Source organism: Streptomyces sp. NPDC001415, from assembly GCF_053597395.1.
Genome location: NZ_JBSFIE010000005.1, coordinates 285,180 through 302,769, shown reverse-complemented (window position 1 = coordinate 302,769; position 17,590 = coordinate 285,180). Strand labels below are relative to the sequence as shown.

17 protein-coding genes and 1 riboswitch are annotated in these 17,590 nt (G+C 71.2%); of the genes, 13 read left to right on the top strand and 4 right to left on the bottom strand.

What is annotated here, in order from left to right:
* Nucleotides 1-47: 47 nt before the first annotated feature.
* Entirely contained in the window at nt 48-1,226 is a 1,179-nt protein-coding gene (locus ACWC2B_RS09240) for a serine hydrolase domain-containing protein (protein WP_450715837.1), read from the bottom strand.
* A gap of 325 nt (nt 1,227-1,551) precedes the next feature.
* On the opposite strand from ACWC2B_RS09240, the gene ACWC2B_RS09235 reads away from it, so the two are divergent.
* Both ACWC2B_RS09235 and ACWC2B_RS09230 read left to right on the top strand, forming a co-directional pair.
* Entirely contained in the window at nt 1,552-3,465 is a 1,914-nt protein-coding gene (locus ACWC2B_RS09235) for a bifunctional metallophosphatase/5'-nucleotidase (protein ID WP_450715836.1), read from the top strand.
* A gap of 34 nt (nt 3,466-3,499) precedes the next feature.
* Nucleotides 3,500-4,177, top strand: a complete 678-nt coding sequence (locus ACWC2B_RS09230) for a formylglycine-generating enzyme family protein (RefSeq protein ID WP_450715835.1) — start codon at nt 3,500-3,502, stop codon at nt 4,175-4,177.
* Nucleotides 4,178-4,295: 118 nt separating this feature from the next.
* On the opposite strand, the gene ACWC2B_RS09225 is transcribed toward ACWC2B_RS09230, so the two are convergent.
* The gene (locus ACWC2B_RS09225) at nt 4,296-5,126 is read right to left on the bottom strand and encodes a class I SAM-dependent methyltransferase (protein ID WP_450715834.1); all 831 of its coding nucleotides are present in this window, start codon (nt 5,124-5,126) and stop codon (nt 4,296-4,298) included.
* A gap of 66 nt (nt 5,127-5,192) precedes the next feature.
* Between ACWC2B_RS09225 and ACWC2B_RS09220 the strand changes: the two genes are divergently transcribed.
* From ACWC2B_RS09220 to ACWC2B_RS09175, 10 genes are all read left to right on the top strand, one after another.
* The gene (locus ACWC2B_RS09220) at nt 5,193-5,801 is read left to right on the top strand and encodes a TetR family transcriptional regulator (protein ID WP_450715833.1); all 609 of its coding nucleotides are present in this window, start codon (nt 5,193-5,195) and stop codon (nt 5,799-5,801) included.
* 161 nt (nt 5,802-5,962) lie between these two features.
* Nucleotides 5,963-6,775, top strand: a complete 813-nt coding sequence (locus ACWC2B_RS09215; RefSeq protein ID WP_450715896.1) for a class I SAM-dependent methyltransferase — start codon at nt 5,963-5,965, stop codon at nt 6,773-6,775.
* Nucleotides 6,776-7,561: 786 nt separating this feature from the next.
* Complete coding sequence (locus ACWC2B_RS09210; RefSeq protein WP_450715895.1) at nt 7,562-9,430, top strand: bifunctional metallophosphatase/5'-nucleotidase; 1,869 nt, start codon at nt 7,562-7,564, stop codon at nt 9,428-9,430.
* A gap of 261 nt (nt 9,431-9,691) precedes the next feature.
* Complete coding sequence (locus ACWC2B_RS09205) at nt 9,692-10,948, top strand: SLC13 family permease (protein WP_450715894.1); 1,257 nt, start codon at nt 9,692-9,694, stop codon at nt 10,946-10,948.
* A 7-nt stretch (nt 10,949-10,955) separates the two neighbouring features.
* Nucleotides 10,956-11,435, top strand: coding sequence for a universal stress protein (locus ACWC2B_RS09200; RefSeq protein WP_450715832.1), 480 nt, complete (start codon nt 10,956-10,958; stop codon nt 11,433-11,435).
* Nucleotides 11,436-11,626: 191 nt separating this feature from the next.
* Nucleotides 11,627-12,118, top strand: coding sequence for a fluoride efflux transporter CrcB (gene crcB / locus ACWC2B_RS09195; protein ID WP_450715831.1), 492 nt, complete (start codon nt 11,627-11,629; stop codon nt 12,116-12,118).
* Nucleotides 12,115-12,453: a DUF190 domain-containing protein gene (locus ACWC2B_RS09190; RefSeq protein ID WP_450715830.1), complete on the top strand. Its 339-nt coding sequence runs from the start codon at nt 12,115-12,117 to the stop codon at nt 12,451-12,453. The genes crcB (ACWC2B_RS09195) and ACWC2B_RS09190 overlap by 4 nt, the downstream gene beginning before the upstream one ends.
* A 5-nt stretch (nt 12,454-12,458) precedes the next feature.
* A complete protein-coding gene (gene crcB, locus ACWC2B_RS09185) occupies nt 12,459-12,833 on the top strand; it encodes a fluoride efflux transporter CrcB (RefSeq protein ID WP_450715829.1) in 375 nt (124 codons plus the stop codon).
* Between the two features lie 188 nt (nt 12,834-13,021).
* Complete coding sequence (locus tag ACWC2B_RS09180; RefSeq protein WP_450715828.1) at nt 13,022-13,639, top strand: phosphatase PAP2 family protein; 618 nt, start codon at nt 13,022-13,024, stop codon at nt 13,637-13,639.
* 86 nt (nt 13,640-13,725) lie between these two features.
* Complete coding sequence (locus ACWC2B_RS09175) at nt 13,726-14,415, top strand: hypothetical protein (protein WP_450715827.1); 690 nt, start codon at nt 13,726-13,728, stop codon at nt 14,413-14,415.
* A gap of 92 nt (nt 14,416-14,507) precedes the next feature.
* On the opposite strand, the gene ACWC2B_RS09170 is transcribed toward ACWC2B_RS09175, so the two are convergent.
* Both ACWC2B_RS09170 and ACWC2B_RS09165 read right to left on the bottom strand, forming a co-directional pair.
* Nucleotides 14,508-15,131 carry an RraA family protein gene (locus tag ACWC2B_RS09170; protein WP_450715826.1) on the bottom strand — a complete coding sequence of 208 codons (624 nt, stop codon included), beginning with the start codon at nt 15,129-15,131 and terminating at the stop codon, nt 14,508-14,510.
* Nucleotides 15,132-15,230: 99 nt separating this feature from the next.
* Nucleotides 15,231-16,145 (bottom strand): carbohydrate kinase family protein, encoded by a 915-nt coding sequence (locus ACWC2B_RS09165; protein WP_450715825.1) that lies wholly within the window; start codon nt 16,143-16,145, stop codon nt 15,231-15,233.
* Nucleotides 16,146-16,596: 451 nt separating this feature from the next.
* A riboswitch (cyclic di-AMP (ydaO/yuaA leader) is annotated at nt 16,597-16,780 on the top strand.
* A 2-nt stretch (nt 16,781-16,782) separates the two neighbouring features.
* Between ACWC2B_RS09165 and ACWC2B_RS09160 the strand changes: the two genes are divergently transcribed.
* Nucleotides 16,783-17,526 carry a transglycosylase SLT domain-containing protein gene (locus ACWC2B_RS09160; RefSeq protein WP_450715824.1) on the top strand — a complete coding sequence of 248 codons (744 nt, stop codon included), beginning with the start codon at nt 16,783-16,785 and terminating at the stop codon, nt 17,524-17,526.
* Nucleotides 17,527-17,590: the final 64 nt, after the last annotated feature.

Below are 17,590 nucleotides of genomic sequence, written 5' to 3'. Positions count from 1 at the left end.
CGAGAACCGGGAGCGGGCCGCAGCCTCCAACAGCCCGCCCCCACACGTCATTTCGCGCCGCAGAACTCCGCGTCGGTGACCGTCGTCGGGTCGCCCGTCCAGTCCCCGTTGAAGTTGAAGGCCAGTGAATGCTTGGCGTCCTTCGTCACCACCGCCTCCGAGGAGGAGCCGTGGATACCGCCGGAGTGGCCCCACACCTCGGTGCCGCAGGACAGCGTGAGCTTCATCAGACCCAGTCCGTAAGAGGCGTTGGGGATCCCGTCGCTGGGCACCGTCGTCGTCATCTCCGCCAGCTGGCGCGGCGGCAGCAGCTTCCCGCCGAGCAGCGCCCGGTAGAACCGGTTCAGATCAAGGGAGTTGGAGACGACCTCGCCCGCCGAGCCCCCGAGCGAGGGGTTGAGTTCGGTGACGTCGTAGACCTGGTCCGGCGTGCCGCCCAGCGTCGAGTACGCCCGGCCGCTCGGCTTCGGCATCCTGGCCCGGGTGCCGGGGAACGAGGTGGAGCGCAGGTTCAGCGGGCGCAGGATGCGCCGCTCGGCCTCCTGCGCGTACGAACGGCCGGTGACCTTGTGGATCACCATGCCGGCGAGGATGTAATTGGTGTTGGAGTACTTCCAGCTCGTGCCGGGCGCGAAGTCGGGCCGGTGGGCCAGGGCCGTCCGCACGAGGCGCTCGGGCGTCCAGGTGTCGTAGCGGTGCTGGAGGAAGCCGGGGCCGAAGACCAGCTTCCGGAAGTCCGGATCCGCCGTGTAGTTGTAGATCCCGCTGGTGTGGTTGAGAAGCCGGCGCAGAGTGATCGCACGCCCGTCGTTCCCGTTGCCCCGCACCAAGCCCGGCAGCCACGTGTCCACCGAGTCGTCCAGGCTCAGCTTCCCCTCCGCCTCCAACTGGAGCAGGACGGTCGAGATGAACGTCTTGGTGAGGGAGCCGACCCGGAAGGTGTCCTGCGCCTGGCGCTCGCGTCCGGTGCGCGTGTCGGCGACGCCTGCCTCGCCGGTCCAGGAGCCGCGCCCGTCCTCGGCGACGCCGATCACTCCGGGCACGCCCGCCGCGACCGTGGCGTCCATGGCCTGCTGAGTGGCTCGATGGCCGGCGGCGTGCGCCTGTCCGGTGGGAGGTGCCTGCTGTGCCGAGGCGGGCGCCACGAACGCGGTGGCGGTCACCGCGCCGACGAGGACGACCCCGAGGATCGCGGTCCTGACTCTGCGTACCGTACGTACTGCCATGTGGGTCTCTTTCCGTGAGTGCTCGCGTGGTGCGCCGGTCGGCCCATAGGACCGGAAGGCGGATGGGGGAGTTGAGCGGCCTGGTGCGGTTGAGCGGGATTCGGCCGTTTGCCCGGCCCGGGCCCCACTGGAGGGGCGGCGCCCGCTGGGACCGCGCGACACGAGGGCCGCTTTTGCTCCGCAAGCGTGTCTGCCGCGAGCCGACGATCTAGGTTGGGCCGCCCGATCCCTTCGCCACGGGGGCGAGGGAATGCGCCCGGTGCGACGCTCGTCCGGCGCATGTCCGCGGACGCGGGGAAGCCTCGACCCGAGACAGGGGGCCCACGTGCGCGAGCTCGGCCGGCGCAGTTTCATGACCGCGGCAGGTTCGCTGGGAGCCCTCCTCGCGACCGGAGCCCCCGCCTTCGCCACCCCGCACGCGAGGGACGCGACGAGCGCGGCCGAGTACGTGGACGTACAGCTGCTCAGCATCACCGATCTGCACGGCTTCCTGCAGGGCGCGCCCGGGGCGGATGCCGTGATCACCGGGGCGGGCGGCCGGCGGTTCGAGGTGGGCGGGGTCGCCTACATGGCCACCCACCTGGAACGGCTGCGGGCCGGCCGGGCGAACTCGATCTTCTTCGCGCCGGGTGACCTGTTCTCGGGGTGGACGCTGGCCGCGGAGTCCCTGGCGGACGAGCCGACCATCGAGGCGCTCAACCGCCTCGGCCTCGACTTCGCGACGGCCGGCAACCACGAGTTCGACCGCACCCCCGGCTTTCTGACCGGCCACATGCAATACGGCATCCCGTACCCGGGGATGGGCCACACCAACTCGTTCCACGACTCGCGGGGCGAGCTGTTCACCGGCGCGACGTTCCGCTACTACAGCGCCAACGCCGTCTGGCGTGACGGCGGCCGGACGGTGCTCCCGCCGTACAACATCGAATGGGTCACCGGGCCGGGCGGGCGCCGACTGCCGATCGGATTCATCCACCTGACGACGCTCGGCACGGAACGCTTCTCCACCTCCTACCAGCCCGCGCTCGCGACGCTGGACGAGGTCGCCACCGTGAACCGGTACGCCGCCCAGCTCAAGGCGCGCGGCGTCAACACCATCGTCCTGAGCATGCACGACGGGGCCGTGGCCGGGGACGACTTCAACGGCGCGACCGCCCCATCCGGCCCCGCCTACGACCTGGCCCTGGCCGTGTCGGCCGACATCGACGTGATCGTCACGGGGCACTGGCACTGCGCGTTCAACATGATGCTGCCCGACCCCAGGGGCGAGCCCCGCCCGTTCGTGGAGGCGGGCTGCCACGGTCAGCTGATCAACGAGATCAACCTGCGGCTCGACCCGCGCACCGGCGCGGTCGTCCGCGCCCTGACCACGTCCACCAACCACCCCAACACCCGCGACGTAGCGCCCGACCGGGCCCTCAAAGAGGTGGCCGACTACTGGACCGGCTACGCGAACCGACGCGGCACCGCACCCATCGGCCGGGTGACCGCTTCCTTCACCCTGCGTCTGACCCCCACGGGCGAGAGCACGATGGGCAACCTCGTGGCCGACTGGGCGCTGTGGGCCGGCCGCCGGAAACCGGACACCTTCGACAACTCCAACATCAACCCGAACGAGCCCGCCGACCTGGCCCTGATCGCCGTGGCCCCGCGCATCGGCCGCAGCGTCATCGGCAGCGGGCTTTCACACGTCCCGTCATCGGGCGGGGTGATCACCTTCGACCGGGCCTGGAGGGCGGTCGGCTACGGCTGTCCCGTCATCACCGCCACCGTCACGGGACAGTCCATCCACGACGCGCTGGAACAGCAGTGGGCCGAAGACGGCGGGGACCTCACGTACGCGCCCCTCGCCGTCTCCTCCAACGTCCGCTACGTGTTCGACGCCGCCGCGCCGCCCGGCGCACGCGTCAGGCCCGCCGACGTCCTCATCGACAACACCCCGCTCGACCTCCGTGCCTCGTACCGGCTCGCCTCGACCTCGTACACCTTCATCGGTGCCGACGGCTATCCCGCCCTGCTGAAGCACACCGAGGCGGTCCGGCACACCCGTGACTTCGAGAGCTTCAACGCCTTCGTACGCGCCAACTCCCGCCTCGCACCACGCCCGTTGGGCCGGGTGAGCGCGGTCAACGAGTCGGCGCCCGGCGCGTGCCTCGGCACCCTTCCCCCGCATCCCCACACCCGCGCCCTGCGCCCGCCGGGCCACCGCGCGTGCGAGCTGCCGATGCCCGAACGGTAGGGGCGGGCCGTGTCCTGGCTAGGATCACTTGACCATGGACGGGAACGCGGTGGCCGAGGAAGAGACGATCGCCGTTCCGCCGGGGCGGGTGACACTGTCGGACCGGCGGACGCAACGCAGTTGGCAGGTCGACGTGGCGGCGTTCCACCTCGGCGTGCACCCGGTGACCCAGGCGGAGTGGGAGCGGGTCTGCGAGACGCGGCCCAGCACCGCGCAGGGCGACCGGCTGCCCGTGGAAGGGGTCTCCTGGCTGGACGCGGTGCGGTACTGCGATGCCCGCTCCCGCCGAGAGGGGTTCACGCCCGCGTACCGTCTGGGCGAGGACGGGAGCGTCGAGCCGAACGGCTCCGCCGACGGCTACCGGCTCCCGACCGAGGCGGAGTGGGAGCACGCGTGCCGGGCCGGTACGACCGAGGCACGGTACGGGCCGCTCGACGACATCGCCTGGCACCGGGCCAACTCGGGCGAGCGGATCCACGAGGTGGGCGGCAAGCGACCCAACGCGTGGGGCCTCCACGACATGCTGGGCAACGTGTGGGAGTGGTGCTGGGACGTCTACGACGCCGAGGTCTACAAGAGCTACCGGGTGCTGCGCGGCGGCGGATGGTTCGACGAGCCCTGGAGCTGCCGCGCCTCGGTACGGCGCCGCAGCCACCCGACCTTCCGGATCGACGACGTGGGGTTCCGCGTCGCGCGGACCGTCTCGGTCTGACGAGGGTACGTGTACACCGGGGAGCCTCAACTCCCGGTCCGGCAGCGCCTGTTCGGGGTGCTGCACCCCAACTGCCCATCAGGTGGCGCTTGTTCGGGGCTCCGTGCCCCGACTTCTCTCAGTCGGTGCCCGTTCGGGTAGCCGCGACCGCCACCGTCGCACAGCGCATCGTGAAGCTTCCGCCCAGCGCGTCGACGGCGGCTCCCGCCTCACGCAGCACCTCCGCCAGTTTGTCCGGTGCGAGCCCGGTGAGGATGCCCAAGGTGGGCAACTGGTCCAGCCACGCGTCGCGGGTGCAGGGCCACTCCCCGTCGAAGCGCCACCGCTCGGGCTCGCTGAATCCGCCCGCCTGCCGGATCCCGTCGGCGGACTTGGCGAGCACCGTCGCGTATGGGTCGAGGACGGGTCCCGCCATCGACCGGAGGTCGAACGGGGAGTCGGGCACCACCCGCCGGTAGACCGTGGCCAATGCCTCCGCGACCTCGGGCGGAAGCTGGAACGTGTTCCAGAACGCGGCCAGGAGGCCACCGGGGCGCAGCGCCTGCGCGGCCTTGGCCGCTCCCGCGACGGGGTCGATCCAGTGCCAGGCCTGCCCGGCGGTGACCGCGTCGAACGTCCGCCCGGCCGGCTCCCAGGCCTCGATGGCCGCCACGTCGACCTCGACCCCGGACCGCCGGGCCACGTCGGCCATCCGCGCGTCGGGCTCGACCCCGAGCACCCGGCACCCGGCCGCCCGCAACTGCCGCGCGGCGATTCCGGTGCCGCAGCCCACATCGAGGACATCGGGGCCGGGGGCGCCGGCGACGATGCGCCGCACCAGAGCCTCGGGATAGCGGGGGCGGGCCCGGTCGTAGCGTTCGGCGTCCGCGCCGAACGACTCGGCCATGGTGCGGGCCCTATGGGGCTCAGAGGCTGAAGGGCGGGGCTGCTCCGGCGGTAGAGTGGGCATGCGCCCACTATTGTGGGCATGTGCCCACTCGTCAACGGGGAGGGCTCGGCCTGGAGAGGATCCGCGATGCCGACAGGTGTGGCCCTGCGCGACGCGCGCGAGCAGTTGTTCAATGCCGCCGAGCGGATCCTGCTCCGGGACGGGGCGGGCGCGCTGACCAGCCGGGCCGTCACCACGGAGGCGGGCTGCGCCAAGGGCGTCCTGCACCGGCACTTCGAGGACTTCGACGCCTTCCTCGCCGACCTCGTGCTCGACCGCATCGGCCGTCTCGACGCTCAGGCCGCGGCCCTGCGCGAGGCGGCCGGAACCGGCACCGTCGCCGGCCACCTCGCCGACGCGCTGACGGAACTGTTCGGGCCGGTAGCCATGGCGATCGTCGGCCTCGTCGTCTCCCGGGACGCCCTGCGCACCCGGCTGCGCCGGACCACCCCGCGCGGCGTCCCCCTCCTGACGGAGGCCACCGCCATGATCGCCTCCTATCTCCGCGCGGAGCGCGACCTGGGCCGCATCGCGGCGGACGCCGACCTCGACGCCCTCGCGCCGACACTGATCGGCGCCGGGCACCTGCTGTTCGCCGGGCAGGAGGGCGTCCCACCAGAGGCCCAGGCCGTACGCAGGACCGTGACCGCGGTCATCGCCGGGGTCGTGCGCGAGGCGCCGCCGGCCTCGGCGTGACACATGGTCAGGCGCTGAGAGCCGGTGTCCGAACCCCGTCCGGATCGGGCACAGGCTCTTGCCCTTCGGCCGGGCTGGGTAGTGTCGTGGCGCAAGGGTGTCCGCGAGGGGAGACCGGTGTGACCGACCAGACCGACGGCTTCGACCCGGCAGTGCGGCGGATGATGTCGTCCAACGAAGCGAACTGGGATGCCCGCACCCCGGTCCACCTGGCCAGCCGCTTCTACGGCGTGGCCGACAAGACGGCGGACCCCGAGCGGTGGTTCGGGGCGTACGAATGGCAGGACCTCGGTGAGCTGGAGGGCCGCGACGTCCTGCACCTCCAATGCCATCTGGGTACGGAGACGGTGGCCTTCGCGGCGCGCGGAGCCCGCACTGTGGGGCTCGACCTCTCCGGCGCGTCGGTGGCGGCGGCACGGGCACTGGCCGCCGAGGCCGGGCTGGACGTCGAATACGTCCAGGCCAACGTCTACGACGCGGCCCGGGAACTGGACGGGCGCCGGTTCGACGTCGTCTACACCGGCAAGGGCGCCCTGTGCTACCTCCCGGACCTGCCCCGCTGGGCCGAGACGATCGCAGCCCTGCTGCGCCCCGGCGGACGGCTCCACCTCGCCGAATTCCATCCGCTGTTCAACTCCCTCGGCCCCTCGCCGGGCCCGGACGAGGGGGGTGAACTGCTGCTGCGCCACGACTACTTGGGCGGTCGGGGACCCGTGCGCCGCGACGCCACGTACACCTACACCGACGGGCCGGCCGTGCAGGGCGCCACCGAGTGCTTCGAGTGGATGCACGGGCTCGACGAGGTGATCAACGCCGTCCTCGGCGCGGGTCTCAGGGTCACCGGGCTGCGCGAGAGCGACGAACTGCCCTGGCCCCGATGGCCCCACATGGTGCCCACCCCGCAGGGCTGGTGGCGGCTGCCCGACACCGCCCCGCGCATCCCGCTCCTGTACGCCCTGACCGCAGAGCGCTGACCCCGCGAGCGGCGCCTGCGCGGGACCTTTCCTCCACACCCCCAACTCCCTTGGCCCGAGCCTGATTTGGAGCCACGGCCGCTGGGGACAATGACACCGGGTGCATCTCCACGAGCGAGCGGTCGGGTTTCCCGCCGGCGGCGCGGGAGGGGGCCGGTAGGCGAGCCCTTGCCCAACGCCGGCCCGGGACGCACATCGGCCGCCGCGATCTGGACGGTTGAGCCGTGCCGGGCGGGCGGGAACCCGACGAGCGCGACGAGGGAGTACCGCCCCGGCGCGGGGCGTGCGGCGAGGATCGGGGAAGGGGCGGCCTTCTATGAGGAGAGGTAAAGGCCGGTTAGCCTTGGGCGCCCCCGAGTCCCGTCCTGCGAAGGGACTTCGCGCCCCCATCGCATTCCTCGCAGCACTGACGCGTATTCATGACGCTTGCGCACAAGCAGGGTTGAAGGATGCCGGTTTCAGTTCAGCAACTGGCCATGTGACGCATCCTCCGAGTTCCGCGCGTCTTTTTCTCTCCGTGTGGTTCGTGCGCTTGAGTGATGCCTGCTGGTCGCCCCCGGGGTCGGCGCTCGTTATCCGGCGGCGTGTCACGGGTTCGGCCATCCTGTTGAGTTGGTATTTCTTGTGCCCGCAATCAATGGATTCGTGTCGCGTAGTTCTTCGGGCCGCCAGGTGGGGAGCCGGAACATCGTTCCCGGCGTGGCTGCGTAGCTTTCGAGTGAGGGAGTCGATATGTGGGGCGTGGGTAGACGCAGCTTCATGACTGTGGCGGGATCACTCGTGACGATGGCAGCGACGGGCACGCCGGCCCTGGCCAGCGGCCACGCCCGCGACGCCGCGAGCGCGTCCGAGTACGTGGACGTACAACTGCTCAACATCACGGACCTGCACGGCTATCTACAGGCACCGCCGCCGGGCGACGTGGTCATTACGGGCGCGGGCGGCCAGCAGTTCACCGTGGGCGGAGTCGCCTACCTGGCCACGCACCTGGAAAACCTGCGGGCCGGACACACCAACTCGATTTTCTTCGCGCCGGGCGACCTGTTCTCGGGCTGGGAGTTCCCGGCGGAGTCGCTGGCCGACGAGCCGACCATCGAGGCGCTCAACCGGTTGGGGCTCGACTTCGCGACGGCCGGAAACCACGAGTTCGACCGCACCCCCGGATTCATGATCGACCACATGGAGCACGGCAGACCGTACGCGGGCGAGGGCTGGACGAACAGTTTCCCCGACTCCGCCGGACGGACCTTTCGCGGCGCGAAATTCCGCTACTACTGCGCCAACATGCTCTGGGGGCATTCGGGGAGGACCGTCCTTCCCCCGGTGAATGTGGAGTGGGTGCAGGGCCCGGGCGGGCGGCGCCTTCCGATCGGATTCATTCACCTCACGGTCACCGGCACCGAAACCTCGTCCACGGGATTCCAGACGGCGCTGCGCATGCTCGACCAGTTGAAGACCGCGAACCGCTATGCGGCGCTGCTCAAATCGCAGGGCGTCAACGCGATTGTGCTCAGCATGCACGACGGGGCGGTGGCCGGAAGCGACTTCAACAGCGGGAGCCAGCCCACGGGGCCCGCCTATGATCTCGCGCTCGCAGTGTCGCCCGACATCGACGCCATCGTCACCGGGCACTGGCACTGCGCGTTCAACATGATGGTGCCCGACCCCTCCGGCCGACCGCGCCCGTTCGTCGAGGCGGGCTGCCACGCGCAGCTCATCAACGAGATCAACCTGCGCCTCGACCCGGTGACGGGCAAGGTCGTACGGGAACTGACCAGGTCGACCAACCATCCCAACACCCACGATGTGACGCCCGATCAGGACCTCAAGGAAACCGCCGACTACTGGACCGGCTACGCCGACAACCGGGGCGCGACCCGCGTCGGGCGTCAGACGGCCACGTTCACCCGCAGCCTGAACAGCATGGGCGAGAGCACGATGGGCAACCTCGCGGCCGACTGGGCACTGTGGGCCGGGAAACAGAGCCTGGACCCCTTCGACACGGGCAACATCTACCCCAACGTCCCCGCCGACCTGGCCCTGATCGCGCTGGCCCCCCGTTCGGGGCCCAGCGTCATCAACACCGACCTCACCCTCGACGCGACCACGCAGGGCGCGGTCTCCTACCGCAAGGCGTTCAACGCGGTGGGCTACGGGAACCCCATCCTGACGGCCACCGTCACCGGTCAGGTCATCCACGACACGCTGGAACAGCAGTGGAAGCTGAAGGGGACCGTCCTCACGTACGCGCCCTTCGCCGTGTCGCACAACGTGCGGTACACGTTCGACGCGGCCGGCTCGGCGGGCAACCGTGTCGCCCCGGCCGATGTCCTCATCGACGGCACCCCGCTCGACCTGCACGCCACGTACCGGCTCGCCACCACGGCCTACACGCTGATCGGCGCGGACGACTACCCGGCGCTGCTCGACCACACCAAACCGGTGCGACACACCCGCGACTTCGAGAGCTTCGTCGCCTACGTCCAGAGCCAGTCCGTCCTCACCCCCGCGCCGCTGGGCCGGGTCACCGCGCGCAACATGACCGCCCTGCGCGCGGACACGGGACAGCTGCTGCCGGTGCCCGAGACGCGCACCGCGGAGACCGGGCCCCGAGTGGCCTCGGCGGGCACGGACGGCGGAGAGGGGCGCTGCTGATCGACACCGTCGCCGCCCTGTATCCAGCCCGAGCGGGTGGCGGCCGCGCCCGCGAGGACTCTGCACGCCCGGCCTCAAAGCCGCCCTCAACGAGCGGGTGCCCGCACGGGGCCGGGCCACCACGCTGTCCGCGGGCGGCCTCGCGACGCGGACATGCCACCCCTGCCGGAGAATGCGGAGGGGCGATCAGCACGTAGGGTCGCCCGCGGTGGTGTGGCACGGGGCCCGCGGCCGTGAACGCCCGTCGCCTGGAGGCAGACCCTGAGTACCGTCACCGCCGAGATCGTCTCGGCCGTCCTCCTGCTCGGCGTGCTCGCCTTCGCCGTCGTACGCCCCCGCAACTGGCCCGAAGCCGTGGCGGCGCTGCCCGCGGCAGGCCTCGTGGTCGCGCTCGGCGCGGTCTCGCCCACCGAGGCGTGGCAGCAGACGCGCGACCTGCTCCCGGTGGTCGGCTTCCTCGCCGCCGTCCTCGTACTGGCCCAACTCTGCGACGACGAGGGCCTGTTCGCGGCCGCCGGCCATGCCGTCGCCCGTGTCTGCGGGGCCAGCCCCCAGCGGCTGCTCGGCGGAGTCTTCGCCGTCGCCGCCGTCATCACCGCGGTGCTCAGCCTGGACGCGACCGTCGTACTGCTCACCCCCGTGGTGTTCGCGACGGCGGCCCGGGTCGGCGTCCGGGCCCGCCCGCATGTGTACGCCACCGCGCACCTGGCGAACTCGGCCTCCCTGCTGCTGCCCGTCTCCAACCTCACCAACCTGCTGGCCCTGGCCGCGAGCGGACTCTCCTTCACGAGGTTCGCGGCGCTGATGGCCCTGCCCTGGCTGGCCGCCGTCGCCGTCGAGTACGCGATCTTCCGCGTCTACTTCCGCACCGACCTCGCGACCACCTCGCACGGGGTGCGGGCGCCGGGAAGCACCGAGGTGCCCGTGTTCACGCTGGTGGTCCTCACGCTCACGCTCGCCGGGTTCGTCGTGACCTCGTTCGCCGGACTCAGCCCGGCCTGGGCGGCGCTCGCGGGCGCGCTCGTCCTCGCCGCCCGCGCCCTGTCCCAGCGGCGCACCACGGCCCGCAAACTGGTGGCTTCGGCGGGCATCCCGTTCTGCCTGTTCGTGCTCGGCCTCGGCATCGTCGTCAAGGCCGTAGTGGACAACGGGCTCGGCTCCGCCATCGGCCATCTGCTGCCCGACGGCGACTCGCTGCCCGCCCTGCTCGCGGTCGTCGCCGTCGCGGCGGTGCTGTCCAACCTGATCAACAACCTGCCCGCCGTGCTCGCCCTGCTCCCGGTGGCCGCGGCGGGCGGTCCCGGCCCGGTCCTGGCCGTCCTCATCGGCGTCAACCTCGGCCCCAACCTCACCTACGTGGGTTCGCTCGCCACCCTGCTGTGGCGGCGCATCCTGCACGAACACGACGACGCGCCCGCCCTCGGCGACTTCACCCGCCTCGGGCTCCTCACCGTTCCCGCCACACTGGTCGCGTCCACCGCCGCGCTGTGGGCGGCGCTGCACGCGATCGGAGGCTGACCGCACCATGAGCGTCATCATCTGGATCACCGAGGGCACCTGGCCCGCCTGCGTGGACGCCGCGCGCGAGCGCGCCGCGGACGCCGACCTCGTACTCCTGCACGTCACCGACGACGCCGTGTCCGAGGCCGCACACGGCGCGTTCGCCGGACTGCTCGGCCGCGGCCACCCCGAACGCGATCCCGGCACCCGCCTCGAAGACCTCTCCCGGGCCGCCGCCGACGACCTCTTCGCCGAAGCCGAGCGGCGCCTGGGCCGCCCGGCCCGCCGCCTCGAACTGCACGGCCGCGCCGAGCAACAGGTCGTACGTGCCGCGGAAGGCGCCGACCGCCTCGTCTGCGCCCGCGACGGCGACGGCACCCACCTCGGCCCGCGCAGCCTCGGCCCGGCCACCCGGTTCGTCGTGGACCACGCGCCCTGCCCGGTCCTGCTGGTCTGGCCGGACGCGGCACCCGGCCTCGGCTCCCTGCCACCACCACGCCCCTGACCGCACACCCCGTACAGAGCCGGTTGGCGAGCGGGCGAGGCCCGGCGCTAGCCTTGGGACAGCGGTGATCCCTGGTGCTCGCCGCGCGGTGGTGGGGCCCGCCGTACCCGAACCGCGGCACCCGCGCCGCCAACGGTCCCTACTTGCGAGCGCGTGCGCCTGAGTACAGGTGCCCTGCAGGTAGGAGACGTATGTCCAAGGGAGCCCAGCCGCCGAGGGCGGCCACCCAGCCCATCGAACCCGATGCCGGCCCGGCCGTGCCCGCGCGCCGCCGCGCCGTCACGCGCGGCCTCGGCCCGGTCGTCGCGGTGGTGGCGCTCGGCGGAGCGATCGGCGCCTGCGCCCGCTACGGGGCCTCGCTGCTGTGGACCACCCGGCCGGGCTCGTTTCCCTGGACGACGCTGCTGGTCAACGGCGTGGGCTGCGCCGTGATCGGCGTCTTCATGGTGGTGATCACCGATGTGTGGGCGGCGCACCGGCTCGTCCGTCCGTTCTTCGGGACCGGCGTTCTCGGCGGTTTCACCACCTTCTCGACATACGCCGTCGACATCCAGAAGTTCGTGGCCGCCGGGCAGCCGCGCACCGGCCTCGCCTATCTGGCGTCGACGCTCCTGGTGGCACTCGCGATGGTGTGGAGCGCGGTGTGGCTGACCCGCCGCGCACTGGTGTGGAGGCAGCGATGACCAGACTGACCGGACGAGCCCTGCGCCTCACGATCTTCATCGGCGAGAGCGACCTGTGGCACCACAAGCCCCTGTACGCCGAGATCGTCCACCGGGCGCACGCCGCCGGCCTCGCCGGTGCCAGCGTGTTCCGGGGCATCGAGGGCTTCGGCGCCTCCTCCCTCATCCACACCCAGCGGCTGCTCTCGCTGAGCGAGGACCTGCCCGTCGCGATCGTCGTCGTGGACGACGAGCAGCGCGTGCGGGACTTCCTGCCGCAGCTCGACGAACTGGTCGCCGAAGGCCTGGTGATGCTCGACGACTGCGAGGTCATCCGGTACGTCGGACGGGAGTGAGCCAAGTGAACTGGCTGCTCGTGGTGTTGGGGGCGGCGATCGGCGCGCCCCTGCGGTACCTCACCGACCTGACCGTGCAGAAGAGGCACGACAGCGTCTTCCCGTGGGGCACCTTCACCGTCAACGTCGTCGGCTGCCTGATCCTCGGCGTGCTCACCGGCGCGGTCACCGCGGGCGCCGCGTCCTCACAGGTGCAGCTGTTCGTCGGGACCGGGCTCTGCGGGGCGCTGACGACGTACTCGACGTTCTCGTACGAGACGATGCGGCTCGCCGAGAACGGGGCGAAGTTCTACGCCGCGGCGAACGTCGTCGTCAGCGTGGTGGCCGGGCTCGGCGCGGTCTTCGTGGGCGTGGCGGTCGCCGAAGCGCTCTGGGCCTGATCCGCGCCTTCAAGACCAGCTGAGCCGGACAGCACACGCACGCAACCGATCCCGGTCCCTTTGCGTCTACGAGCCTGTAGACGTTCATGTTCCGCTCATGCGGCAGTCGCCCGGACTTCTGCTCCCCGACCCGTCCCGTTCGCCACGGGGCGGGCACTGCCCGTCGAACCACCGGAGAACCGCATCCCATGATCAGTCCCACCCCCACGCCGCAGGCCCTGGACGGCGCGTCCATCGACGGCGGGCTGTACGGCGACATCACCGACTTCGCCCGGCACACGCACTGGCTGAACGGGCCGGTGTCCGCCTTCACCAGTTACGGCGTCGCCCTGTTCGCGGTGTTCATGCTGGGCGGCTGGTGGTTCGCCCGGCGCAAGGACGCCTCGGTGATGGCGGCGGCGCTGGCCGCGCCGTTCGCGGTGGTGCTCGCGTATGTGATCAATGACGCGATCAAGTCGGTGTTCACCGAGCCCCGCCCCTGCCGTGCGCTGCCGCACGACTTCCTCATCGAGAAGTGCCCGCCCCTGGACGACTACGCGTTCCCGAGCAACCACACCACGGTAGCCGCCGCCGCGGCCGTAGCCCTGTTCCTGGTCAACCGGAAGCTGGGCGCGATCGCCGCGTTCGTGGCGCTCCTGATGGGCGCCTCGCGCGTGTACGTCGGCGCGCACTATCCGCATGACGTGCTGGTCGCGCTGGTGGTCGGAGGGGTGGTCTCGTTCGCGGTGACGTGGTCCGCCCGGCGGTTCGCGGCCCCGCTCGTGACGCGACTGCGGGGCGGGGCGCTGCGGCCGCTGCTCGCGTGAGGCGGCGTTCTCCGACGGGGGGCGTTGCCCTTGCGCTCGGCGCGGACCGGTGTCCAGGCCGGGCCCGAACCCCTAGGCTCGGCGACGTGCTGCGAATCGTCGATGAACTCGCCGGACCGGGCCCGCTGCGCATCTGCGCCCATGCCCCTGCCGACGGTGATGCCGGGACCGGCCTTCGGGTGCTGCTGATGGCGGACGTGCTGGCGCGCGTCGTCGAAATGCGCGGCAGAGCGGTGCTGATCGGGTGGACCGGCCCGCACGGCACAACGGCCGCCGCTGCCGCCGGCATCCGGCCGGCCGATGCCGAGGGCGACCCGAAGGAGATCGCGGAGGCCCTGGGCGGCGCGCCCGGGGTCCAGCTCACCAGCGGGACGTACGAGGGCGCGGGCAGCGCCTGCCTGCAGATCGGCGAAGCCCGGCTGCCCCCGTTCGAGGGCCTCGACCTGCTGGCCGTACGCCTGCTGCTGCTCAGCCACCCCTACGAGGAACCCATGTCCGTCACGGCGGGGGAGGTCGCCGAGGCCGGCCGCGCGCTGGCCCGCTGGCGGCGTGCCATCGCGGACTGGGCCGAGCAGCCCTCGAAGCCGATCCCCGCCGACCTCAAGAGCACGGCCCGCACCGCCCTGGACAACCGGCTCGACACCTCGGCCGTCCTGCGCCTCCTGCACGATCTGGCGACGTCCGACGATGTGCCGCAGGGAGCCAAGTTCGAGACCATGGCCTACATGGACCGGGTCCTGGGCCTTGAACTGGTCCGCGAGGTGGGGAGGGCTTGAGAGCCTGTGTCTGAGCCCGGGGGCCGGTGTACGCCGACGAGCGCACACCGGGGCCCTCCTCAACTCGCCGCAGGGCCAAGCGAGTTGAGGGCTCAGCCTTCGAAGCCGCCCTCGCTCAGGGCCTTGTCGATGCGGGCGCGATGCGTCTCTTCCCACGCGTCGAGGGATTCACCGGCCTCCTTCGCCAACTTCCGCCGGGCCTCCAGGAGCACCTGCTCCCAGCGTGCGCGGGGCGTGACCACGATGCCCTCCTCGTCGGCCACCACGAGGTCGCCCGCGTCGACCCGCACCCCGCCACAGCGCACGGGCTCGTTGAGCGGAGCCACGGCCTTCTTGGTTCCGGGGATGGGAATGACGCCCCGGGCGAACACGGGAAAGCCCAACTCGCGGACTTCGGCGAGGTCACGAATGACCCCGTCGGCCACGAACGCCGCGATTCCCCGGCGTTGGGCGACGGCGCACACGTTTCCGCCCGCGAGTGCGTAGTCCAGGTCGCCCGATTCGACGACGATGACCGAACCGGGCTCCGCGCGGTGGATGGCCGCGTGCAGCATGAGGTTGTCGCCCGCGGGACACCGTACGGTGAATGCGGGACCCGCGACGCGTGGCATCGGGGACCACAAAGGGCGAATGCCGATATCCATGACCTGGTCGCGGCCCAGGACGTCGGCGAGCGTGGTCGGGGAAATGTTCTTGAATTCGCTGATGTCGTTCATGTTTCTCCCTGACAGGACTTGATAGGGCGTAATAAAGGCTTGTTCAGGGCGCCAGTTGGGCGGCGCCGGGCGCGTTCGGCACCGAGCGCCGGAATGATCTCAAGCGATCTGATCCGCCGCCAGCAGGCCTTTCCGCGAGATGGGGTCGGTGGCGACCGGAGCCGTGCAGGCATGGGCGCCCGCCACCGCGCCGAATCGGCCGCATTCCCGTACGTTCCGGCCGGTGAGCCTGCCGTACAGGAAGCCGCTGACGTACGCGTCGCCCGCGCCGTTGGTGTCCACGACCGGGGCGTGCGGTGCGACGGCCGGGATGTGGTGCGGGGTGGACCCGCCGTCCCGGGTGAGGAGGTAGGAGCCTTCGGCTCCGGCCGTGGCGACCACGGTGTCAGCGCGGCCCTCGCGCAGGATCTCCCGCATCAGCGCGGGGGCGTTGTCACCCGCTCCCGCCGAGCTGAGGAACACGAGGTCCGAGCGGAGCGCGAACTCCCGGTGGTGCTCGGCCAGTCCGTCCCAGTCGTGCAGATCCGTGGAGACCGGGATGCCGAGGGCCTCGATGTCGTCGAACAGGAAACGCGCGAAGTTCATGATGGAGAGGTGGACATGGCGGGTTCGGCGCAGCCGGGGGAGGTAGAAGTCCCGGGGCATCCGCAGGTCGGCCGGGTCGCGGGCGTCGTAGAAGGGCATCCGGCGGCCGTTCGCGTCCACCAGGTTCACCGCGCGCCGGGTGCCGGCGGGGGAGATCAGCGGGGCGAAGTCCACATCACCCTCGGCCAGCAGCTCGCGCACCTGGGAGCCGATCCAGTCGTCGCCGATGCAGTCGATCAGGCCGACCGCCAGGCCGAGGGCTCGCGTCCCGAGGGCCACGTTCGCCCCGGTGTGCCCGGGCCACTCCACGATCGGGCCGACCTGCACCGAGTCGGCGAGCGGGACCGGCAGGGAGTCGACGCGTACGACCGTGTCCACCCCCGTGCCCCCGACCACCAGGACGTCGTACTCCGCGCTCTCTCGGATCACCGTTCCACCTCTCTGTCGCCTGGTCCCACCGTGGAGGGTGGCCTGTGAGCAATGATCTCCGGCAGGGGCGTGAGGGACACGTGTGCTGCCGCAGGTATGTGAGGCATGTGAACCAGGAGAAGTCCCGAGTGTCCTAAATGGAATGTTTTGGGATGCCATCACTCCGCTCGCACTCCCGCATTTATGATGTCCGAATTGGCCGCTATTGAGTGAGGCTCGCCTCTTTTGTGGATGGGCTGCCCGGTTGCTCGACGAGCGAGTGAATTGGGTCACGTGTGGGATGGTGGGCGCTCGGGCTCCTCGGGGTCATTTCGGTTGAACCGAAAGCGAGTTGAGGTCCCGGGCGGGGCGGTCGCGGCGTGTGGATTTAAGTGGATCAATATCCCGGATCGCGCCCATTGAATTCTGGCCTTGTTTCCGGTCGGCCTATTCGTTTACGTTCACCGTCAATCCGGAGGGAACGCCGAATCCTGCCGCCGTCCGGAGCCTCCCACACACGTTTGGCAGGAGCGGGGGAACCAGGTAAGCCGCCGATCCGGATTCCGGAACGGCTGGGGTGAAGTCGCGTGCGCCGCGACCGGACATCTCCCGTCCGAACCCGACAGCTCACCTCGTAGGCGAAGGAGAGGAATTCACCATGCCTGCAAAGGGCAAGCACCGCCGCCCCAAGTCCAGCTCGCTGTCCCGGGGCCTCGCCGCCGCCGGAACGGGCGGCGCCGTACTCGCCATGCCGGTGATCGGTGCGACCACGGCCGCCGCCGCGCCGGCCCACTCCGCCACCGCCGTCAAGGCCGCTCCCACGAGCTACGCCGTCGTCGCCGGGGACTCGCTCGCCAAGATCGCCGACGCCCTCAACGTGAGCGGCGGCTGGAAGCAGCTCTACCAGGACAACAAGAGCGTCATCGGTGGCGACCCGGCTCTGATCCAGCCCGGCCTCAAGCTCACCGTCGGCGGCCCGGCCGCGGCGAGCACCGCCCGGGACGCCTCGGCCGACCGGGCCGACCGCTCCGCCCGCACGACGAGCCTCACCGCCGCGAGCACGGCCGGCGCGCCGACGTACGCCAACAACCTGGACGGCTGGATCAAGCAGTCGATGGCCATCATGGCCCAGCACGGCATCCCCGGCAGCTACAACGGCATCTACCGCAACATCATGCGCGAGTCGTCGGGCAACCCCCTGGCGATCAACAACTGGGACTCCAACGCGGTGGCCGGCACGCCCTCCAAGGGACTCCTCCAGGTCATCCAGCCCACGTTCGCCGCCTTCCACGTGCCGGGTACGTCCATGGACCTCTACGACCCGGTCGCCAACATCACCGCCGCGTGCAACTACGCCGCCAAGACGTACGGCTCGATCGACAACGTCTTCGGGGCGTACTGACGGTCGCCCTCGGGGCCGGGCGCTTTCGGGGGGCGCCCGGCCGACCGTCGGCCCCAACCGGCGG